The sequence below is a fragment of the Limibacter armeniacum genome, from assembly GCF_036880985.1.
In the GTDB taxonomy this organism is placed as follows: domain Bacteria; phylum Bacteroidota; class Bacteroidia; order Cytophagales; family Flammeovirgaceae; genus Limibacter; species Limibacter armeniacum.
This window is the reverse complement of the sequence record NZ_JBAJNO010000008.1, coordinates 1,836,796-1,854,847: the sequence shown is the minus strand read 5'-3', so window position 1 is coordinate 1,854,847 and position 18,052 is coordinate 1,836,796. Positions and strand designations below refer to the sequence as shown.

18 protein-coding genes are annotated in these 18,052 nt (G+C 39.2%); 13 read left to right on the top strand and 5 right to left on the bottom strand.

The annotated features are described in order from the left end of the window. The first annotated feature begins 287 nt into the window (after positions 1-287). From V6R21_RS13685 to V6R21_RS13655, 7 genes are all read left to right on the top strand, one after another. The gene (locus V6R21_RS13685; protein WP_334244184.1) at positions 288-1,067 is read left to right on the top strand and encodes a glycerophosphodiester phosphodiesterase; all 780 of its coding nucleotides are present in this window, start codon (positions 288-290) and stop codon (positions 1,065-1,067) included. Between the two features lie 224 nt (positions 1,068-1,291). Beyond that, entirely contained in the window at positions 1,292-2,971 is a 1,680-nt protein-coding gene (locus V6R21_RS13680) for a MutS-related protein (RefSeq protein ID WP_334244183.1), read from the top strand. A 130-nt stretch (positions 2,972-3,101) separates the two neighbouring features. Then, positions 3,102-3,587 (top strand): hypothetical protein, encoded by a 486-nt coding sequence (locus V6R21_RS13675; RefSeq protein ID WP_334244182.1) that lies wholly within the window; start codon positions 3,102-3,104, stop codon positions 3,585-3,587. A gap of 72 nt (positions 3,588-3,659) precedes the next feature. Further along, positions 3,660-4,691 carry a hypothetical protein gene (locus V6R21_RS13670; RefSeq protein ID WP_334244181.1) on the top strand — a complete coding sequence of 344 codons (1,032 nt, stop codon included), beginning with the start codon at positions 3,660-3,662 and terminating at the stop codon, positions 4,689-4,691. Between the two features lie 41 nt (positions 4,692-4,732). Next, positions 4,733-5,566 (top strand): alpha/beta hydrolase, encoded by an 834-nt coding sequence (locus tag V6R21_RS13665; RefSeq protein WP_334244180.1) that lies wholly within the window; start codon positions 4,733-4,735, stop codon positions 5,564-5,566. A gap of 328 nt (positions 5,567-5,894) precedes the next feature. After that, the gene (locus tag V6R21_RS13660) at positions 5,895-6,203 is read left to right on the top strand and encodes a hypothetical protein (RefSeq protein ID WP_334244179.1); all 309 of its coding nucleotides are present in this window, start codon (positions 5,895-5,897) and stop codon (positions 6,201-6,203) included. A 71-nt stretch (positions 6,204-6,274) separates the two neighbouring features. Continuing rightward, the gene (locus tag V6R21_RS13655) at positions 6,275-6,967 is read left to right on the top strand and encodes a hypothetical protein (RefSeq protein WP_334244178.1); all 693 of its coding nucleotides are present in this window, start codon (positions 6,275-6,277) and stop codon (positions 6,965-6,967) included. Between the two features lie 172 nt (positions 6,968-7,139). Here V6R21_RS13655 and V6R21_RS13650 read toward each other — a convergent pair whose 3' ends face one another. Further along, the gene (locus V6R21_RS13650) at positions 7,140-7,817 is read right to left on the bottom strand and encodes a histidine phosphatase family protein (RefSeq protein WP_334244177.1); all 678 of its coding nucleotides are present in this window, start codon (positions 7,815-7,817) and stop codon (positions 7,140-7,142) included. Positions 7,818-8,150: 333 nt separating this feature from the next. On the opposite strand from V6R21_RS13650, the gene V6R21_RS13645 reads away from it, so the two are divergent. From V6R21_RS13645 to V6R21_RS13635, 3 genes are all read left to right on the top strand, one after another. After that, positions 8,151-8,528 carry a hypothetical protein gene (locus V6R21_RS13645; protein WP_334244176.1) on the top strand — a complete coding sequence of 126 codons (378 nt, stop codon included), beginning with the start codon at positions 8,151-8,153 and terminating at the stop codon, positions 8,526-8,528. A gap of 47 nt (positions 8,529-8,575) precedes the next feature. Then, positions 8,576-9,889: a serine hydrolase domain-containing protein gene (locus V6R21_RS13640; protein WP_334244175.1), complete on the top strand. Its 1,314-nt coding sequence runs from the start codon at positions 8,576-8,578 to the stop codon at positions 9,887-9,889. A 121-nt stretch (positions 9,890-10,010) separates the two neighbouring features. After that, a complete protein-coding gene (locus V6R21_RS13635; protein ID WP_334244174.1) occupies positions 10,011-10,799 on the top strand; it encodes a hypothetical protein in 789 nt (262 codons plus the stop codon). An 85-nt stretch (positions 10,800-10,884) separates the two neighbouring features. Here the strand turns inward: V6R21_RS13635 and V6R21_RS13630 are convergent, their stop codons facing one another. Both V6R21_RS13630 and V6R21_RS13625 read right to left on the bottom strand, forming a co-directional pair. After that, the gene (locus tag V6R21_RS13630) at positions 10,885-11,556 is read right to left on the bottom strand and encodes an energy transducer TonB (RefSeq protein ID WP_334244173.1); all 672 of its coding nucleotides are present in this window, start codon (positions 11,554-11,556) and stop codon (positions 10,885-10,887) included. A gap of 207 nt (positions 11,557-11,763) precedes the next feature. Next, positions 11,764-13,584: an aryl-sulfate sulfotransferase gene (locus V6R21_RS13625; protein ID WP_334244172.1), complete on the bottom strand. Its 1,821-nt coding sequence runs from the start codon at positions 13,582-13,584 to the stop codon at positions 11,764-11,766. A 281-nt stretch (positions 13,585-13,865) separates the two neighbouring features. Between V6R21_RS13625 and V6R21_RS13620 the strand changes: the two genes are divergently transcribed. Next, positions 13,866-14,276, top strand: coding sequence for a 5-fold beta-flower protein (locus V6R21_RS13620; RefSeq protein WP_334244171.1), 411 nt, complete (start codon positions 13,866-13,868; stop codon positions 14,274-14,276). Between the two features lie 80 nt (positions 14,277-14,356). Here V6R21_RS13620 and V6R21_RS13615 read toward each other — a convergent pair whose 3' ends face one another. Continuing rightward, the gene (locus tag V6R21_RS13615) at positions 14,357-15,139 is read right to left on the bottom strand and encodes a hypothetical protein (RefSeq protein ID WP_334244170.1); all 783 of its coding nucleotides are present in this window, start codon (positions 15,137-15,139) and stop codon (positions 14,357-14,359) included. Positions 15,140-15,356: 217 nt separating this feature from the next. Here V6R21_RS13615 and V6R21_RS13610 point away from each other — a divergent pair, with 217 nt between their 5' ends. Further along, positions 15,357-15,665 carry a DUF4834 family protein gene (locus tag V6R21_RS13610; protein WP_334244169.1) on the top strand — a complete coding sequence of 103 codons (309 nt, stop codon included), beginning with the start codon at positions 15,357-15,359 and terminating at the stop codon, positions 15,663-15,665. Between the two features lie 293 nt (positions 15,666-15,958). Continuing rightward, the gene (locus tag V6R21_RS13605; RefSeq protein WP_334244168.1) at positions 15,959-17,086 is read left to right on the top strand and encodes a lipid II:glycine glycyltransferase FemX; all 1,128 of its coding nucleotides are present in this window, start codon (positions 15,959-15,961) and stop codon (positions 17,084-17,086) included. Positions 17,087-17,092: 6 nt separating this feature from the next. On the opposite strand, the gene V6R21_RS13600 is transcribed toward V6R21_RS13605, so the two are convergent. Then, a complete protein-coding gene (locus V6R21_RS13600) occupies positions 17,093-18,049 on the bottom strand; it encodes a hypothetical protein (protein WP_334244167.1) in 957 nt (318 codons plus the stop codon). Between the last annotated feature and the right edge of the window lie 3 nt (positions 18,050-18,052).

Below are 18,052 nucleotides of genomic sequence, written 5' to 3'. Positions count from 1 at the left end.
CCTTAATCAACCCATCGTAAGACAACACCTAAAACGCTATTACTTTTATAAATGAGTTTCACCACGATTAACATTCATCATATTAACACTTCGCTCAATGTTCCCTGTGAGAAACTGAAGGAATTATTTTATTGGAACTTCAGCTGCGCTCAGTCACCGTATGTGTTAATTGTGATAACGGCTAATGAATAAATCGTTAAAACACAATATTTAGGATATCATAAAGTTGGATGGTTCGTTTACCCATTACAAAACATATCATACTAGAAACTTTAATAACTATCCTGATGAAAAAAACAGCTATTCTAATATTACTTGCTTTAACTTCCTATATGGTCAATGCCCAAACAAAAATAATCGCCCACCGAGGCTTTTCAGGAATTGCGCCTGAAAATTCACTTTCTGCATTTGAGAAAGCCATTGAAATCGGTGCTGAATATTTCGAGCTGGATATACACAAAACAAAAGACGACTCACTTGTTGTTATCCACGATGCCGCTGTAGACAGAACTGCATCTGAAAATGCAAAAGGAAAAATCGCTGAGATGACCTACAAGGAGCTTTCGGCAGTGAATATTGGAAACCCATCGAAGTTCGGTGACCAATTCAAGGATGAAAAAATCATCACCTTGAGGGAAGCGCTTGCACTGGCAAAAGGAAAAATAAAAGTGTGTATCGAGATTAAGGTATATGGCGCAGAAGAAGAAGTAATCAGGACAATCAATGAGCTTGGTGTAAACGATGAGGTGATCATCTTCTCTTTTTACTACCCTGTACTGGCGAAGATCAGATCTCTTGACAAAAATATTCCGATACTTTACCTGATCAGTGCTGCTGACGCTACCACTTTTGATTATGCCAATGTGATCCATGCCAATGCAATTGGTGTAGGTTCAAAAACCAACATTACAAAGGAATTTTTGGCAGAGGCACATCAGGCAGGATTGGAAGTATGGAGATGGACAGTCGATGAGGAAGAACAGATGAAAGAACTGATTGGCTTGGGAATAGATGGCTTAATCTCCAACTTCCCTGACAAGGCGATGAAAATCAAAAAAGAAATGTAAGTCAGATTTTTCTTGGCTTGATTGATACAAGGCTTTACTGAGACAATGCTCAGTAAAGCCTTCTTTTTTGCCAATAAAAAACCTTCAAAAAAATATTTCGTTATAGCAAAACAGTGCTAATCACCAACAAGATTACTTGGTGTTTTTTTTTAAATCCTTTCGCAGGCAATATATCCTGCGGTCAAGTTCATATAAACCCTAAACTAAAACAGACCAGACTTAAGATGTCCTACATAATTCCAATTTCTGTCACGGCACTACTTATTGCGCTCTTATACATTTATAAAAGAAAAAAAGACAGGGAAAAAATTAAAAACCAACTCAATAAGCAGTTTGGTCAGCCTAAAGAGGAGGCGTATTTTAACTTTGAGCTGATTGAACGCTACTTCGACAAAGTCTCAAAAAATGTAGCCTCTTTTCAGGTACTCAATAACAGGACGATACAGGATATTGATTGGCATGCCATCTTTGAATTTGTTGACCGGACCTATTCAAAGATTGGGCAGCAGTACCTTTATGCCAAGCTTAGAATTATTGAGGATGAAAAATCCCTGAAGAAATTTGACACATTAGTGACCCAGTTGCAGGAAGACCCTGCCGCCAGAGAACGCATCGCCTTTTCCCTTAATAGAGGGAGCAATCTGGCTGCTTACCATATTGAGGAGCTGATCAGTGACCGCCATGTTCCAAAACCCAAATGGTATCCGCTTGTCTTTGTTTCACTGATGGTGTCGGTGTCTGTATTTATACTTTCCTTCAAGTTTCCTGCACTGATCATTTGCTTGTTGCCCGTTTTAGTCATCAACTTTTTCTTTCACTACTGGAACAAGAAAAATATTGATTACTACAAGCTAGCCACGATTGAATTCCTTAAAAGTATAAGAATAGCGGAAGAGCTGTCAAAAGTTGAGGTGGTGAGCCAGCACTTCTCAAATCTTGACTTCCTGAAAAGGGCAAAAGCACTGAAGCAAAAAATTCAATTCATCACTTTTGAAGAGACGGTATCTCATGACATCACGGGTGTGATATATTCATTCATTGAGCTTATCAAGGTTCTCCTCAATGTGGAGATCATCCAGACATTCAACTTTATCAAGGCACTGGAAAATGAAGGCTCCATCGTTCATGACACTTTCCGGTTTATAGGAGAAGTTGATGCTGCCATTTCAGTCGCCTCACTCCGAACAGGTTCAGAAAAGTATTGCAAGCCTACATTTGTCAAATCAAAAGAGATCAATATCCAGTCAATTTATCATCCTTCCATCTCTGGATGTGTTGAAAACGATTTGTTGCTGAATCAAAAAAGTTTGTTGCTGACTGGCTCCAACATGTCTGGCAAGACGACCTTTATCCGATCAGTCATCATCAATTCGATTCTGGCACAAACCATCTATACGTGCTTTGCGGAAAGCTATACTGCGCCGTTCATGAAAATATTTTCCTCCATCAGGATTATGGATGATCTTCTTGACGGAAAAAGTTACTATCAGGAAGAGGTGGATACCATCAGGGGATTTATTTCAGAAACACAACACGATGTGCCATGCCTCTTTGCCATGGATGAACTTTTCAAAGGAACTAACACTGCGGAAAGAATTTCAGGAGGCAAAGCAGTACTCTCCTATCTGAACAAAGGAAATAATATTGTGCTGGTAGCCACACACGATATTGAGCTGACGCAATTATTGAATGAAGAATATGAACTGTTCCATTTTGGTGAGCTGATAGAAGACAACCAATTATTCTTTGATCATAAACTGAAGAAAGGACCTGTCAGAACCAGAAATGCCATTAGAATTCTGGAAATAAATAATTACCCAGCTTCTGTGATTGCGGATGCAATTCAGGTGCTATCAAGGGTAGATGAAAGGAAACTGATAAAGGAACGGACAAGTTTGAATTGATGTCGGTGACTGAGCGAAGTCGAAATCCAATCAAATAGCCCCTTCGACTTCGCTCAGGGAACATAATACGATGAATATTGATCGTGCTTATCTATTACCTTTATACTTCTAAACCTTATTTTTTTATAAGATGAAAACCAGACTTTTTATTTTACTGCTGTTGGTTTCCTCCAAAGTTTTAGGGCAAGCCGGATTTGATCCTGAAAATTATGACAGTTATTTTGACCTGTCCAATTACCTGACTGATTCAGAAAACATCCAGACAAAGGTTGACTATTCCTGCGCCATTTTTATTTCGCCATCTGATGCTCAGATTGAAAAAATGAAAAATGAATATGGGGAAGAAGATTTTTATGTAGTGGCAGACGACCAAAATTTTTATACCTATCAGGCTAACCAACTGCTCGATTCACTTCAGGTAAAAGTCATCTCAATTCCTTCAGGCAGAATCAACCTGATAAGTGCGAAACAGCATTTAAACTGGAAACTGGACACAAGTAAAAAAGGTGCGCCTGACTGGAACCTGATTATTTTCAACACCAATAAGCCGCCTAAAATTATCTCAATGGTTGACATTACAGCCGAAGAAATCAAGGCTTATTTTGAGATAGAATAATTGGCCTGCCGATCAAAAACCTATTAACCCACACGCTACAAAAAGTGTCATTACTACTGAATAGACTTAAACATGATCAATACTAACCAACCCATCAAGCACCATTGGGTCAAAACATTGGCTTTCATGCTGCTGTTTCTCTTACCCTGCCAGCTCTATAGTCAGGATATTGGTGAAAATCCTTTTAGGCTGAAAAATTTCGATCTGGTATATGGCAATTCAAACTATAACATCCATGACTTTGCATTGTCTGATCCATACAAGGTGGTTTTACTAACCAAAAGTGATGGCGCCTTGTTTTTCCTGCTGGATCAGAACAACCTTTGCATTGACTCATTGTTTTTCAGGTCAGCGCCTGCCGACATTCATTTCTGGCACAAACAGGATACCCTCTTTTACCAATCCATGTTCTTTTATAAGTCTGATTATTGTGACCTAAACTACAAGTCAGGTATTGCATCCTTTTCAATTGAACAGGACAAACTGGCATTCAATAATTGTATTGGGCTGGATGATTCATATATCGGAAAAGAACTTTTTCAAACTACTGAAAACTTTAAGGTGACATTGCTGGAAAATGAAAAGAGTAAGTCAAACAAGATTGGTTACGCCATCAATGACAAATACATCGTCCGTCGAAATGTACCTGTACTGAAAGGGAGTCTGGTGCATTACTTTTCCTATGCTGAACTTAACAAGCAGCTTTACATTTATGACGTCATGGAAAACTCGCTTTCCATTTTCAAGGATCAGAAAACTTTTGAAACCATTACACTTGAAAACAGCATCGCATTTCCTGACGAAGCCAATAGTTACCGTTCCTATGAACTGCTGGCAGACAAGGGAACAGGTCAAATCTATCTGCTTGGCAGCCATAGGAGTTTTAACGGTAAGCCATCAAAAAGAAATAAAGAACTGACCCATGAGCAACAGTTTCTCTACCGACTGGAAGGTAAAAGCTGGAAAAAAGTGGACTTTGAAATACCCCAATACATTTACAAGATCAGGATAGACCACAATAAAATCTTCGCAGTATTTGAAATAGCTGAAGAATCAGGCACAAAAAGAAAATATCTATTCGAATCAATTGACAGGATATTCTGATATTAATAAGGAAAAAACCGACAAACCAATTTTACTGACTGATGAAAATCCAAAGCATATTACTGGCTATTCTTTGCTTCACGTTTGGCATTGCCTCGGCACAGAAAGAAATGGTAACCCTAGACAAGCAAGATTTTTCGATTGGGGAAACCGTCAAGGTACATTCCAAGGTACTTCATGAAGATAGGATTTTGAACATCTACCTGCCAGACTCCTACCGTCAGGATTCATTAAAAAAATATCCCGTCATTTACCTGCTTGACGGATCAAGGGATGAAGATTTTATTCATATCTCAGGGTTGGTACAGTTCGGTTCCTTTTCTTGGATCAATATGATTCCTGAGACAATTGTGGTGGGCATTTCAAATGTGGACAGGAAACGTGATTTTACTTTCCCGACCAGTATTGAACAAGACCAGATTGACTTCCCCTCTTCAGGTCAGTCAAAAAACTTTATCACTTTTATAGAGAAAGAATTGCAGCCCTATATTGACCTGTCCTACCGGACTACACCCACCAAAACCATTATCGGACAATCGCTTGGCGGATTGCTGGCAACAGAAATCCTATTCAAAAAACCGACCCTGTTTGACCACTACATTATTGTAAGCCCAAGCTTATGGTGGGACGATGAATCCTTGCTGCAACTTTCACCGAAAAGAAAAGCTGCTGAAAAAGCCATCTATATCGCCGTTGGCAGAGAGGGTGAGATCATGGAAAGAACAGCTACCGAACTGCACCAAAAACTGAAAGGTGCAGTATCTGGCACCACACCATTGTACTTTGAATTTTTTGAAGACAAAAACCACGGTGATGCCCTGCACCATGCCGTCTACAACGCTTTTGTAAAACTTTTTCAGCAAGAGGGGGAGTAAATCATATCGATATGCTTCTTGAGGTCTGGATTACTGATAAGATATCACACATCATTGCAAACCTAAGGCGCCCTGGGTTGATGTACTCGAATCATCTTTGTTACTGAGACAACAAAATACTTTTACAGAATCAGGATGAATACAGTTGGATTCAGCTATAAAATTAACCCTTTATAGGTTTACTCTTCTATCAACCCATTTTACTACTCCCTCCCCTTTTTCACTTAAAATTTTGTTAGATTTAGTAAAGACGACTTTCTGCGACTGCTTTTGCGGAAGCGCATTTCATTAGACCAGCACATAGTTTTAAGGACAAAATGAGGTAAGAATGGAAAAGCAAAAAAAAGGTACAGTCATTCAGATCATCAAAATCAAGAGCAAGCTTTCTGAAGAAGAGGTGATGCGAGTAGCCATGGAACGCGCCCCTCAGTTTGAAGCTATACCGGGCATCATCCAGAAATACTATATCAGACTGGGTGGACCGGGTGAGTTCGGTGGTGTTTATATCTGGGATTCTATCGAGTCGCTAAAAGCCTTCAAGGAATCTGAACTGGCTACTTCCATCGCTCAAGCCTATCAGGCGCTAGAACCACCTTCTGTTGAAGTGGTGGATATTATTTACCAGCTCAGGGATTAGTTCCAATTGAATCTCCATCTATTTTCAGTAAAATAAAATTAGTGATGAACAGGCTCCTGCTTTTTCTGTGTATGCTATTTTTTTGTCTTCCGGAAGCCTACTCCCAAGGCAATGCATTTGCATTCTTTGAGTATGATATTCGTCTTGGCATGGAAGACCAATTTAACAATGGCTATGAGAAAGACTTGGAATGGCATAAGTCTCAGGGTGATGACTGGAGCTGGATTGGCTGGTATGTAATCAATGGGGAAAGACGTGGCCGTTTTATTGATGCGACACCCAATCATGAATGGAAGGATTTTGACAACTGGAAAGTCAACGGTGCTGAAAATAACCGCCACAATAAAATCCACTGGGTGCCTTATGTGGAAAATTATTCAGGTAGCTACAGGACGGTTCTCCCCGCATTCAGCGATTTCAAACGGGATTGGTTTACCAAAAAATTTCTACAGGTCTATAACCTGAAAGTGATTGAAGGCAAGGCTTATTTGTTCAAGGAATTTTTGAACAAGCACAAGGCATACCTTTCTTCAAAGCTCAATGGAATTTCCTTTGTCTGGATGCAGACTGTTTCGGGAGGCAGCAACAGTGAGTACCTCTTATTTATTGCAACAGATCAGGTGGAAACATTGGGAGACTGTCAATTCCTTTTTGATTTTCCTGATGCAGAAAAAGAGTTGAGAAAATTGTATTCGGAGTCTGTCAGGGAAAATATTGTTGAGCTTTGGCATTTCAGTGAAAAACTAAGCCTTATTTCAGAGTAGACGGGTTTTTAATCAAGTTTATAAGCAATCACCTTCTTTATACCCTAGTTTTTGTTGACTAAAAAAGATGTCATTCCTAACGGAGTTAAAAAAATATGGTGGATTCAATTTAGCTACAAAGCTGATGCTCCTACGGAGCAATTAAAAACAGCTCCATTGGAGCGGAATCAAACTATTGCGCCAAGATATTGACAGCTCCATAGTGGCTCCCTCCTTTCCTGACTGTTTTCCATCCTTGCTTTTTTAGGTATTTCATCACATACCTGTTATGAAAACCGTGTGCCACAAGGATCACCTGTTGGCTTGCCTCCGTTTGTGCTATCAAAAAATCAGCATTCCCTTTTGAACGCAGTTTTGCCTTCCGCTTTGTTTCTATCCCCTTATCATTTAGCCCAAGAATCCACAGGCCCCTTGAGACGGAAAGCCACACGCCCAAAGGCATTTTGATATTCCAAAAATGCATTACTTTTCTTTCAAACTCCCTGAAGCGAGCATCTGTGACGATGTCATATTTTTCCTCAAAAATAAGCTTGGAGGTATTGACTGCCCGTTCGATACTGCTGCAAAAAATCATGGGGTGCTGAAGCCCTTCATTACAAATAGGGTTTACCTTGAATGGCACAATCCCAACCGAATCATAGGCATGTACAAAAGCTGCTGCCTCTTTGCGATTAAACCAGCCTTTGCGGGACAAATCTGGCTGTCCATGCCGCACCAATACAATCTGGTTGACCTTTTTTGAAGAATCCTCATACAATTCAACACATGCCTCTTTTGGTTGCTGCCTATAATATTGTTTCAACTCTTTAATATCTAAAGACTGAGTAAAACCAATGCTATCTACAGACATCAAAATAAAAAAAATCAAACAGGGAAAAATATTCTTAATATTCATTGAAAATGCTTTCGTATTACCAATCAGCATATTGACATCTTTTTAAAAAAATCAGCAAAGGATTTACACTAAAAATCAGCTTCAGATCAGCTCTTTTCCTTTGTTTATTCAACCCATCTGAATGCCATTATCTACTTAAAAATTTGAAGATATACTTTTTAAACATCCTTGTCTAAATTCTTCTCTTAAGAAACTTAAATATGCTGGTCACGTTTAAGAAAACTATCTATTCTTGAATACCCTACAACAACAAATAGTTTAAATTTTAAACTTACAATCTAATTCTCAATGAATACAAAGCTACTGATGACTGCTTCGGCAATTACTCTTGGTATTACAGGCATTACACTTTCATTTTTTCCTCAGGAAGTTGCCTCAATATTTGGAACATCTTCCCCCATTTTCATCCAACTACTTGGTGCCTTATATTTTGGTTTTGCTATGATTAACTGGACGGCTAAAGCCAACCTGATTGGAGGGATTTATGGAAGACCAATTGCTATTGGAAATATGGCTCACTTTGTAATAGGAGGCTTGGCATTGGCAAGATTCTCAATAGATCACCTTGATCAATACCCTTTCCACTTTCTAACTGTTCTGTATCTTTTATTCGGTAGTGTATTTAGCTATATATTCTTCACTCACCCTTTCAAGAGCACAGTATAACTCTTCCATTTGAATCTATATTTATTATTCATATAATCTCTAAACAAATGAAACTGATTATATCTGTAACCCTATTATTATTAGCCATGAACGTATCTGCCCAAAACTTTGACAGACAAAAAATGGATAGCCTATTTTCCCTTATTGATAAAAAGCAAAAGGGAATGGGAAGTGTCTCTCTATTTATGAATGGAGAAGAAGTTTATCAAAAATCCATTGGTTTTGCTGATGTTGAAAATAAAATTCTTGCAGATAAGGATACCAAGTACAGGGTTGGTTCTGTAACCAAAATGTTTACCGCTTCCATGATTATACAGCTGGTCGAAGAAGGTAAAATATCGCTTGATACGACACTTGACCAATTTTTCCCTGCCATCAATCATGCAGATAAAATTACCATCAGGCATCTGCTTACACACCAAAGTGGTATCTTCAACTTTACCAATGCCGCTGACTACACCCAATGGATGGAACAGCCCATAAGTCAGGAAAAATTACTGGAGAAAATTATTGCCAATGGAAGTGTTTTTGAACCGGGAGAAAAGTCAGAATACTCCAACAGTAATTATGTATTGCTTTCGTTTATTGCTGAGAAACTGGATAAGAAACCGTATGCTAAAATTCTTGAGGATAGAATCTGTAAGCCACTCCAATTGAAGGCTACTGCATACGGGGATCAAATAGAATCATCAAAAAATGAAGCTTTGTCATACCATAAAGCTGCTAACTGGGTAAAGGCAACTGAAACCGATATGTCTGTCCCAATTGGAGCGGGTGCATTGGTTTCCACTCCTAATGACCTAAACAGGTTTCTCAATGCATTCTACAATTCAAAACTGTTTTCGACATCCTCACTTTCCAGTATGATGAAGATCAAGGATAGTTTTGGAATGGGCATGTTTCAAGCTCCCTTTTATGAGAAAAAAGCCTTTGGTCACACAGGAGGGGTAGATGGCTTCCAGTCTTTTGCATTTTATTTCCCTGATGAAAAAGTATCTATAGCCTATACTTCAAATGGGGTTTTGTATCCTGTAAATGACATTATTATTGGGGTACTGAGTATTTACTTTGAGAAGGATTACCAGTTTCCTGACTTCACTGAAATAAAGATAAATGAGGAAGAACTGAAACAATATACGGGTGTATATGCCAGCGAGGGACTGCCCATCAAGATTACCATTACACAACATGACAATCAACTAATAGGGCAGGCAACAGGGCAACCACCTTTTCCACTTGAGCCGATTACCAACAACTCGTTCAAGTTTGAACAGGCAAAAGTGGTGATGGATTTTAATCCTGATGATAAAACCATGATTCTCAAACAGGGTGGACAAGAATACAAGTTCAGTCAGGAGTAGTTTTTTATTTGTCAGGTTTTATATTAGCAATAGCCAAAGCCTTATCAATGCTTTGGCTATTGCTATTTTTGAGGAAAGGAAGTAGGGCTAGCCAATTAAAACACACACACACTTTGTGACTATGAAGCGAATTCACCTTTTTGAAATTGAAGACCAAAACTGGTTTCCTGTATGGCTTAGAAGCTGCATGACGAGACTTATGAACGTAATGCACAAGTTGCTTAGAACTGAACAGGAGCTGACCAAACTGACCAGCCAGTTACTGATTGAGACAAACTCCAATAAAATTGTTGACTATTGCTCTGGAAGTGGCGGTCCTATGATTGGGGTCGTCAATCAACTGACAAAAAAGGAAGAGTTTAAAAATCTTACACTGACGCTTACAGACCTGTATCCGGATTACAGTGCTGCTATTGATATTAACGCCTCAAGTGAGCATATTCAGTATTTGGAAACGCCTATTGATGCAACCAAACAGCATAAGGAACTGACGGGACTTAGAACCATGGTGTGCAGCTTTCACCATATGAAACCCAAAGATGCCAAGCAGATTCTTACAGCGTCATCTCAGGAAAAACAGCCTATCTGTATTTTTGAAATCAGTGATAATAGTTATCCAACATTGTTATGGTGGGCTGCCATTCCCTTCAATATTATCACCTGCCTGCTTATTACCCCCTTGGCAAGACCACTTTCCATCAAACAATTGCTTTTCACTTATATCATTCCAATTATTCCAATCTGCTTTGCATGGGATGGTGCAGTTTCAAACGCCCGAACCTATACGCTAGATGATATGGATATATTGCTGCAAGGAATACAATCTGATGATTACAATTGGAAAAAAGGCGTTATAAAAGGCAAGTCCAAAATGCTGTACCTGATTGGTTTACCTAAAAGTAATAGATAAAAATCTTTGTATATCAAAAGACCGAAGGATGGCATCCCTTCGGTCAATCAAATGTCATGTTGGATAATCGCATTGAATGCTGTTTTTAATAATATGTAGTATTTTCAGTAATCGGAGCCACATTTATTACAACTCCATCCAGCTTCTTTCCCAGAAAAGTATCTAGATTGATTCCACTTGGGTTTTCAACCCTTTCACCTATTATAAAATCGTATGGGATAATCAGTTTGGAAGCAACAGCTTCTCCCTCATATTTTGCCCCTACCCAAACCTCTGGAACTCGTTTAAAGCTTTTCAATACTGATGTCGTAAAGTAGTTATTCGGATCATTGAAGACCTGAAGACCTGAAATTACACCTTCAGCATTTAACTCTACTTCAAGAAAGACTCTACCTTCCTTATTTCCTCTCCTTGCCTTATCAGGGTACCTCAAACTCCTTGTTATCGTATTGACCAACTCTTCCATACTTCCTTTATAACGAGGCTGGCGAGAGACTTTTTTCAGCACCCACGACGAGTCCACCTTTATCAGGTATTCGGTCAAATCGGAATGCATATAAACCACCTCTCCTTTATCGTAATCAAAGATCAGGTCGGCAGTATCGCTTTCAGCGCTGTCATAATACTTCCAGACACCTACCTTATCACCTTTTTTGAATTCACCTATCTGATAGTCACTTTTTCCAAATTTGTCTTGGGCATGTCCAGATATAGCCATGCCCAAATAGCACATGAGAAATAATAATTTTTTAAGCATATGGGTACGAAATTTTAGTAGAAACACACACAACGTACCCTAATATAAATGGCATTATAACATCGAACAAATCACACATTTACACTTATTCACAAAAAAGTGAACATTAATTCACTCAATAAATTATTGTAATATTAACATTTATATAGATTATATATTTCAACAACATGAACATTTCAAGAATAAACAGAACCCCTCACTATCTCATCATTCTTCACTTGGATAAAGGCTTAATCTTTCAGCCCTATGCATCGCAAAAGCAGATTCTGAGCTTGTTATCTCTACTTCATAGACCACCTCTTTTGTGGTATAATCTACTTCTACAACCTTTCCTCCTTCACCTGCTGCATTCACTGCTCCCCAACCGGGTACAAACAACACGTTATCCGATTCGGAAAGAAAATCAACGTCAGAAACCAATCTTGAAAAAGTTGCTTCACCCCGCTCCTTGCCATACTCCCAAAGCTGTTGAACAGTCATATTTTCTTCATCTATCATAAATTCAACAGCCCTACTATAGGGGTTCTCTCTTCCCATAAAGTTCCTGTTGTCACCGTTGTCAAAAATCATGATTGTACCCTGAGGAGTAATCAGCGGTGCATGCTGATACCAGTTCCAATCAAAGTCATCTTGTTGGGCAGCACCATCCAACACTTCAGCATCCATAATTTCATTTCCATCTGCATCTAGTGGAGTAAGCAGGTATTGGGTCATGTCAACTCCATTTTTATTTTGCCCCCATCCTCTATGTGGAGCTAAAATCCATACTACTTCATTGTCTTCAGTCAGTTTCACAAGTCCTTGTACCCTTCCTGATACAATTATGGTATTGTCTGATTCATCATAGACAATCGCATTGGCATGAAACCAATCAACCTCTTCTTCATCCAACTCATTTACCAAAGCTGTCCTGTATTCATCCAATGATTCTTTCAGGTCCCATTCATTGATAATCTCTTTACTTTCCCTGTCAATCTCAATCACAACATCCTCGATTGTTGGCTTTCCATTATCATGAACACTACCATCTTTGTTTACCAAAACCAAAAAGTCGCCATTCGGCTTTTCCAATACCTGATGATGAAATCCGTATCCTGACAACTTCCAACTATCCACGATAAATCCCATCCTATCTACTTCATAAATAGCGTTGCTTGCCACATCTCCAAAGTACAGGTTCCCATTTTGTAATACCTCAACACCATTACCATAGTTAAGGACGCCTAAGCTATCCTGACCAGTGAAATCAAAATACCATCGGATATCTCCAAAAGCATCCATCATAAATGGGATGTTAGGGTCTCGTACTGCTCTGTAACTAACAAGTGTCAGACCTTCCGCCATTTCATCCAATTCCATTGTGGTTACATCAATCTCAGGCATGCCTTCAGGAAGTTCTCCTGTAGTGACCGTAAAAGGAATAACAGCCCGTTCGTCTCCCTCGCCACTACTGAATACAATTTCCACTGTGTTATCATAGGCAGGATACAGTCCTAGAATATCTAAATCCCAAGTGGTGCTATCCCCTACAAAATCATGTAAAATATCTGAGTCCTGACCATTTTGCCCTACAACCCTTATGGAAATATTTCCCTTCACAGGAGTTGATACTTTGGCTGTTGCTGTTAGTGGGGCATATCCAGAAGGGTTCAAGGTAATCCCTGATACCTCAATTGCTTCTTCACTTCCCAAATAACCAACTGTTTGTTGGGTACCGTCACTGAAATAAAAAGTGATTTGCCAGTTATCCTCATCAACCACCGTACTGTCAACAGCTGTTTCATCTGATTCAATGCTGTTCCCATTCTCAAACTCAATTGTAGTCGTTTCCCCAACGGTATCAACCGTTGTCACCAAAATGTCTTTTTCCTCATTACTGGTTAGAGAGTCTTTGGTATCATCAATTCCCAGTCCTGTAGATGGTTGAGGGTTTGGACCTGAGTTTGAATTGTCATCATCATCGTCACAGGATGTTACAATTGAACCTATTAAAAATAAGCACAACGATATCAGCAGCAGTTTTTTCATAGTATCAAGTAGTTAGCAAACATGTAGTTCAAAACAGTGGCAACCATTTTTGCTTCAGGAAAGTGGAAGCATGGAATGAGAAAGTTGTCACTTGTTACAGGAAAACAATTGCCTTGACTGAGAGGTTCTTAGGTTTGTACTATTTTTTCAAATGCTTATTTTGATTCTATCAGGTACTTATCTGATTCAAAGAAAATACTCCTGAATAATTAGCCGCATTTGCAATTTCTCACAGGACACCTTATACTCACTTTTGATACTTTTGAGATTAAATCTATTTTATGAAATTATACTTACTGCTTGCTATTTGCCTTGTATACACTTCCGCTTACAGTCAGAATATAAGAAACAGCTCTAATTCCACGATAGCGTATATTGAGGCCGATGGAACAATCCGAAACAGCTCCAGAAGTATGTTTGGACGTATACGCTCGGGGAGAATCACCAATAGCTCCAACCAAACGATCGGATACCTTGACAATAGTGGGAAAATTAAAAATGCCTCCAATAGCACAATTGGCTACTTCAGCAATGGAAAGGTTCGAAATGCTTCCAATTCAACAATTGGTTATGTCAAAGATGGAAAAGTAAGAAACTCCAGTAACCAACTGATCGGGTATTACGACCCTAAAAAATCAAAACCTGAGCATGTGGCTGTTTTCTTCTTTTTCTACTTCGGTAAAAAACCATAAAGCCTCTGATTCCCAGTATGGAATCAGAGGCTTTATTTGCAGTACCTTAATTGGTACTTATTTTCATTCCTCAAACCGATTTATTCTGTGTCCATCCATTGTCCTGGCTCGATCGTAATCCAACCAGTTGGCACTTCTGAACCAAACATATTTACATAAGGCTTAATTCTGAATTGAATATTTTCTGTATTTCCTTCAACCAAGTCCATTGCAAGTTTCATAACATCAGAGTCTCCTGAAACAAGCTCACTGATTTTAGCCAAATCAGCAAATTTCACAGCTACTGGCAATGCTTTTACCTCATTTGGCTCCACTACAAAACCTCCTGAACCAAAATCCCACTGTACGCCATTTTCCTCTATACCATTAGCAATAGTACTTACCCAATCACCAGAGCTAACCCCATCAACTGTACTACTTGAGTTTACTGCAATCTCAATATCTGCTGGCGCAAATGCTTCACTTGAATTATCTCTTGTGTACACTGCAACATCAATACGACTCATGGTAGCAGCATTATCTGTAGAGTTTTTAACCGCTACATTAAAAATTACCTGCAGCGGCAAAGAGACTTCACTATCATTCAGCGCACCCGTAAGCAGGTTAAAATCAAGACTTGCTGCAAGTTCTGTCAACAGTTGTAACTCTGCACCACTTTCGCCATTGACAACGCCTTCAATCGTAGTATAAGACACTTCACTTACTTTTACATCATTGATCTGTCTTATACCACTGTTACTGTCACCAAGGCTATATTCCATATTGAAAATGTTCAAGGCCTTTTCAACCTCCTCACAACCTTGCAGTATCAGAACTGCGCAAAGTGATAGTATAGCATAGCTGAATTTTGTAAATCTGCTCATTGTTAATTGATTTGTATAAAAAATATTTAATTGGACTCAGTATTCACAGGACAAATTAAGGTCTATGTCAGTCAATTTAATCCAAACTCTTTTTCCCCAATTGATTTTAGTTAAATCATATTAGTTTTTCTTGCCACGATTATAAGACAAAACTTCTTAAGTTTGCTTTCTGTTAAGTATAGAGATACCAAGATTTGAAAAATATATTCAAAAGAAAATGTCTACAAAAATCGTGATATTACTGATAATCCTTATAACTATTTTCCTGTTCTCTAGATTTTCAGGTTTTATTTTCCGCTGGATTTTTAAAGTAGCTGGCGAGAAGATTTACAAGAAAGCGATGGAGCAGCAACAAAGACAGGCTGAAATATTAAGAAGAAGGCAGGAAGGTTTTAAAGGGGATGCTGTAAACAAAGATGGGATGACTATCCTGATTCCAGATGAAGCACCTGTACAAACCAAACCTAACTACGATAGTAATGATGATGGTGATGGTGAGTATGTAGATTTTGAAGAGTTGAAATAGTCATTTTCTCTATTGATAAAAGAGCCGCAATTCAGATATGGGTTGCGGCTTTTCTATTGTAAAAACTTTCAAAGCCATAAATCTTAACATTCCTCAACACCCAACACTCTTCTACCCACATCTTCGGAGAATCAACAGAAGATCTATAGTTTTGTCCCTCTTTTAACGAATTAGGGCTATATCAAGCACCTGCATCACAAATATTTCAGAATCTCAACACAACACCTTCGCTTCCGTTGGTGAGGGGATTCTTTTGTTTCACATAATTGATAAAAAGAAAGCGAACAGACTTTATGCTGGTAGAAGTACAACCGAAAATCACAGAACAAATCGCTCCCTCACCCATATTGCAACAAACGGCATACTGGGCAAAAGTAAAAGAGGAACATGGTTACCAAACCAAAGCTTTTGACATCAAAATCAAAGCTACAGAAAACGAACTCCCTTCTCTCAATACAGGAAATCCTCCTACAGATGACATACTAATTGTGCTGAGGCAAGTCAGTCCAGAATTCCAGATTGCTTATGTCCCCTATGGTCCCGTGTTTGAGCCGGGTGAAGAAAATAGGGGGTTATACCTTGAAGAGCTATCAGAATCTATCAGGAAATACCTTCCGAAATCATGTATTGCTATCCGTTATGACCTTGTTTGGGAATCTCCTTGGGCTGGAGATGAAGCACATTACAATCAGAATGGAGAATGGATTGGACCTCCTGAAACTAGAATTCAGGAGATGAGGATGAACTTTGATACACAAGGCTGGAAATTGCGAAAGGCCCATACCAATACATTACCTTCCAATACTGTATTTATGGACCTAAATAAAAAGGATGAGACCTTACTGACCCAAATGAAAAGTAAGACCCGTTACAATATCAGGCTTTCTCAAAGAAAAGGGGTACAGGTAGAAGACGTCACCCACGACAACTTGCCGGTATGGTACAATCTCTATCAGGAGACGGCATTGAGGAATGGCATTGTACTGGACAATATGGAATATTTCAAATCGGTATTGGAAGCGCAGGAACAGCAGCCTAAACAATGGGCTCAGATCAGGATGCTTCTTGCCAAGAAAGATGACGAGCCATTGGCAGGGATGTTTCTGGCGATTACAGGTAAGCGGGCAACTTACCTTTACGGAGCTTCATCCAATCGAAAAAGGAATCTAATGGCGCCATATGCCTTGCAGTGGGAAGCTATCTGTCAAGCTAAAGCTGCCGGATGTGAGGAGTATGATATGTTTGGTGTTTCTGACAAACCTGATACAGAACATCCAATGTATGGCTTGTATAAGTTTAAAACAGGTTTTGGAGGGGAATTACACCACAGACATGGGTGTTGGGATTATCCACTTGATCCAAAAACCTATGAACTATATAGAGCTGTAGAGATGAGTGGCCAGGGGTTTCATATGAATTGATACAACTTAGCGTTTAAGCTGGTATAAATATAAGTGAGAGGTTACATCACCCGCACTTTCACTGAGGGTGAAGTAGCCTTCTCCATTCGCAGACCACCCGACAGCCTCACCTTGTGGCTCCGGAACATACGGCATCTCTAAAGGCTGCCTTTGAAATGCTTCAACAAGACTTTCTCCATTTTCACGCTTCCAACTATAAATAGTATTGTAATCTTTCAGAAGAATTTTGGTACCATCAGGGGAAATATCTCCGCCAACACATCCTACAAAGGGAATCTCAGCCACTTCAATCAACTCAGTCGTAAAGTATGTATCCTGAGGGGAAGGTGCCCAATATACATAGGTATGTTTCTCTCGCTTGGTAACTATATACAAGTCCAGTGTCCAGGGGTCTACCAATAAAGTTTCAGCATCTTTTGGTCCATCAGGATAAATGAAGTTGTAGGTTTCAAATTCAGCTTTAGGAAGGGAAATAGCAGATGTATCAAACTGTACAGGCTCCTTAATTCTATGAATTTGGATAGAGTCATATTGAGCCTTGTTATCCCCTATGTCTCCTATATAAAGGTAAAACTCAGACTCAGAGGTTGAATTCAAGTTCTTGGCTATGGCTATATCTTCCCAGTCCCGATTGGTCGTTTCTTCCAGCGTAACCTCCAGCAATAACTTTCCAGTTGTATCGATGGCAAAAATCCTTGCCTTATCCCCGCTATCATTATGCGTCCAAAGCAGGTTTTTAGACTGCTGGCTGGCGACTAGTCCAGAAGCTTCCTTCAACTTTTGCCCATCATGAAGTTGCCCAAGATCAAAAGGGCCTTGATATTGTTCATCCAAAGGCAAATCATGCATGCTATAATTGAACTCCTTGTCATCAGAAGATTCGCTTCCTGTATGATCATCTGTACACGCACTAACAGACAATAAACTACACAGTAAGGTTAAGTACAGAAAGTTGGGTTTCATGTG

Coding starts and splice junctions, on each gene's coding strand:
- V6R21_RS13685 (WP_334244184.1), top strand. CDS start 288: ATGAAAAAAACAGCTATTCTAATATTACTTGCTTTAACTTCCTATATG.
- V6R21_RS13680 (WP_334244183.1), top strand. CDS start 1,292: ATGTCCTACATAATTCCAATTTCTGTCACGGCACTACTTATTGCGCTC.
- V6R21_RS13675 (WP_334244182.1), top strand. CDS start 3,102: ATGAAAACCAGACTTTTTATTTTACTGCTGTTGGTTTCCTCCAAAGTT.
- V6R21_RS13670 (WP_334244181.1), top strand. CDS start 3,660: ATGATCAATACTAACCAACCCATCAAGCACCATTGGGTCAAAACATTG.
- V6R21_RS13665 (WP_334244180.1), top strand. CDS start 4,733: ATGAAAATCCAAAGCATATTACTGGCTATTCTTTGCTTCACGTTTGGC.
- V6R21_RS13660 (WP_334244179.1), top strand. CDS start 5,895: ATGGAAAAGCAAAAAAAAGGTACAGTCATTCAGATCATCAAAATCAAG.
- V6R21_RS13655 (WP_334244178.1), top strand. CDS start 6,275: ATGCTATTTTTTTGTCTTCCGGAAGCCTACTCCCAAGGCAATGCATTT.
- V6R21_RS13650 (WP_334244177.1), bottom strand. CDS start 7,817: ATGTCTGTAGATAGCATTGGTTTTACTCAGTCTTTAGATATTAAAGAG.
- V6R21_RS13645 (WP_334244176.1), top strand. CDS start 8,151: ATGAATACAAAGCTACTGATGACTGCTTCGGCAATTACTCTTGGTATT.
- V6R21_RS13640 (WP_334244175.1), top strand. CDS start 8,576: ATGAAACTGATTATATCTGTAACCCTATTATTATTAGCCATGAACGTA.
- V6R21_RS13635 (WP_334244174.1), top strand. CDS start 10,011: ATGAAGCGAATTCACCTTTTTGAAATTGAAGACCAAAACTGGTTTCCT.
- V6R21_RS13630 (WP_334244173.1), bottom strand. CDS start 11,556: ATGCTTAAAAAATTATTATTTCTCATGTGCTATTTGGGCATGGCTATA.
- V6R21_RS13625 (WP_334244172.1), bottom strand. CDS start 13,584: ATGAAAAAACTGCTGCTGATATCGTTGTGCTTATTTTTAATAGGTTCA.
- V6R21_RS13620 (WP_334244171.1), top strand. CDS start 13,866: ATGAAATTATACTTACTGCTTGCTATTTGCCTTGTATACACTTCCGCT.
- V6R21_RS13615 (WP_334244170.1), bottom strand. CDS start 15,139: ATGAGCAGATTTACAAAATTCAGCTATGCTATACTATCACTTTGCGCA.
- V6R21_RS13610 (WP_334244169.1), top strand. CDS start 15,357: ATGTCTACAAAAATCGTGATATTACTGATAATCCTTATAACTATTTTC.
- V6R21_RS13605 (WP_334244168.1), top strand. CDS start 15,959: ATGCTGGTAGAAGTACAACCGAAAATCACAGAACAAATCGCTCCCTCA.
- V6R21_RS13600 (WP_334244167.1), bottom strand. CDS start 18,049: ATGAAACCCAACTTTCTGTACTTAACCTTACTGTGTAGTTTATTGTCT.